At 58.9% G+C, this 1894-nt stretch carries 1 protein-coding gene and 2 pseudogenes; 2 read left to right on the forward strand and 1 reads right to left on the reverse strand.

The genetic code is table 11. From position 1 onward, the window contains the following. A pseudogene (locus BLU15_RS38740) lies at positions 1–489 on the forward strand (IS30 family transposase); the annotation flags it as partial. A 223-nt stretch (positions 490–712) separates the two neighbouring features. After that, positions 713–1060: pseudogene (locus BLU15_RS40800) on the forward strand (heavy metal translocating P-type ATPase); the annotation flags it as partial. A gap of 185 nt (positions 1061–1245) precedes the next feature. Here BLU15_RS40800 and BLU15_RS38750 read toward each other — a convergent pair. Continuing rightward, a partial coding sequence (locus BLU15_RS38750) for an autotransporter outer membrane beta-barrel domain-containing protein (protein WP_143034378.1) occupies positions 1246–1894 on the reverse strand: 649 nt, incomplete at its 5' end.

Consider the following 1894-nt stretch of genomic DNA (forward strand, 5'->3'; position numbering starts at 1 on the left):
TTGGTGATCGTTCGCAGTTTGGGCATTGGGAAGGCGACTTGTTGATCTTCCAACGTGATTTGGGCAACGCCAACGTAACCTCACTGATCGAGCGCAAGAGCCGCTACACCGTCATGATCAAGAACCAGAGCCGCCACTCGCGGCCGATCATGGACAACATCATCGAAACGTTCTCTCCCTTGCCAGCCTTTGCCCGGCAGAGCTTCACCTTTGATCGCGGCAAGGAGTTTGCCGGCTTCAGGGCTTTGGAAGATGGCATCGGCGCGCGGAGCTGGTTCTGCGACCCCAGCGCGCCGTGGCAGAAAGGTGCGGTGGAAAACGCCAACAAGCGCATCCGCCGCTTCATGCCCAGCGATACCGACCTTGCAGGTGTGTCGCAACGCAAGCTCATCCAGCTTGCTCGCCATCTCAACGACCAGCCGAGAAAGTGCCTCGACTACAGAACAACCCGCCGAAGTGTTCCGGGCACATTTGCAAGAGGGAGGCTGAACCCCTACCCTGAAAACCGGCGTGTTGCACTTCAGTTAGGATCTCCCGCATCAGGGAGGGGAATGCCGCAATTGGCCGCCTCGGTCAGATAGCCTGACCGCAATCCGTGGGCCGAAAACGCTGTCGGATAGAGCCATTGATCGATTGCGGCGTGCGAGGCCGGTCGGATAAGGCATCGCTTGAAAAACTGGCTTTGGGGAGACGAAGGAACAGTGCTTGTTGGTCGGTCGTCGTTGCCGTCGCGATCGATAATAACTTGGCAGGGCATATCGTGATGGCCGATCCGGTGCGTGCGGAAGCGTCCGAGATGCTCGACGGACTTCGTTCGGACTTTTACCAGATCAGAAAGTGCTGGTCGTCCTTACAGAGCGGAAGAACGGACCCGTTATGATGGTTGGCGACGGCGTCAATGACGCGCCAGCTCTCGCGGCGGCCGATGTCGGTGTCGCAATGGGATCAAGAGGCGCGGCCGCGTCGGCCGACGCCGCAGACGTTGTCTTGTTGGTCGACCGGAACGACCGACTTCGCACAGGAATAGAGATTTGCCCGAACGTCACAGAGGATCGCCGTACACGGTTCGTCGAAGACGAAAGCGCAAAGGTCGCCCATTGCGACCGCTGCCTCGATGAAACCCTACGGGACACTACTGAAGGCGCCAAAATTCGGGCTACCAATGTCAACGTCGGGCAACAGGTTCGATGGCGGTCGATCGCTTCAAGAGATTGGATGCAGTAGCGATGCCTGATCCCCCATTATTCAAAAACGTCCACTGACACCAACCTTTGCGCCGGCAGATGTCTCACCGTCGCCTTCGATGTTGAATAGCAGACCGGTGTCAACCGACCAGCTCTCCGCGGTTTTTAGTGACAGCCCGGCCGAAAGCGAGCCGAAAACGCCTGCGCCATCAAGCCCAGAGTAGCCGAGCGTGCCGGCGATCTTGGGTGTCAGCGTCATGTCGTTCTCGAGGCTGAACTGCCGGGCAATCTCCGCTTTCAGACTTACCCGCAATTGCTCTTCGACGAAGCCCTGCAAATCCACGATGTCGCCGGTACCGTTCTTAACCCCATAGTCGTCAACCGCCTCGGAGAAGTAGACAGCCCGTAGCCCCGGCGTAAACACGGTTGCATCGTCCAGCAGCCAGTGCCCCTTGACGGAGGTGTCCAGCAGCAGGCGGTGGGTGTCGAATGTGCCGTCAAAGGCATTCACGTCGACGGTGTTGGACGAACCGCCATAAAGCAGGCTGGTATCCCAGAAGATGCCCTTGCCGAGCTCGAAGGAGGCATAAGGACCCGCCAGCCAGCCATTGCCGGACAGCTCCGCATCCTCGTCGGTCGGGTCGGTCATCCGGTCGTAATGGAAGGACACGCCGAGCAGTGCTTTCTCCGACAGCAGATAGTCTGCGCCA

Source organism: Ensifer sp. YR511, assembly GCF_900103045.1.
GTDB classification, from domain to species: Bacteria; Pseudomonadota; Alphaproteobacteria; order Rhizobiales; family Rhizobiaceae; genus Ensifer; species Ensifer adhaerens.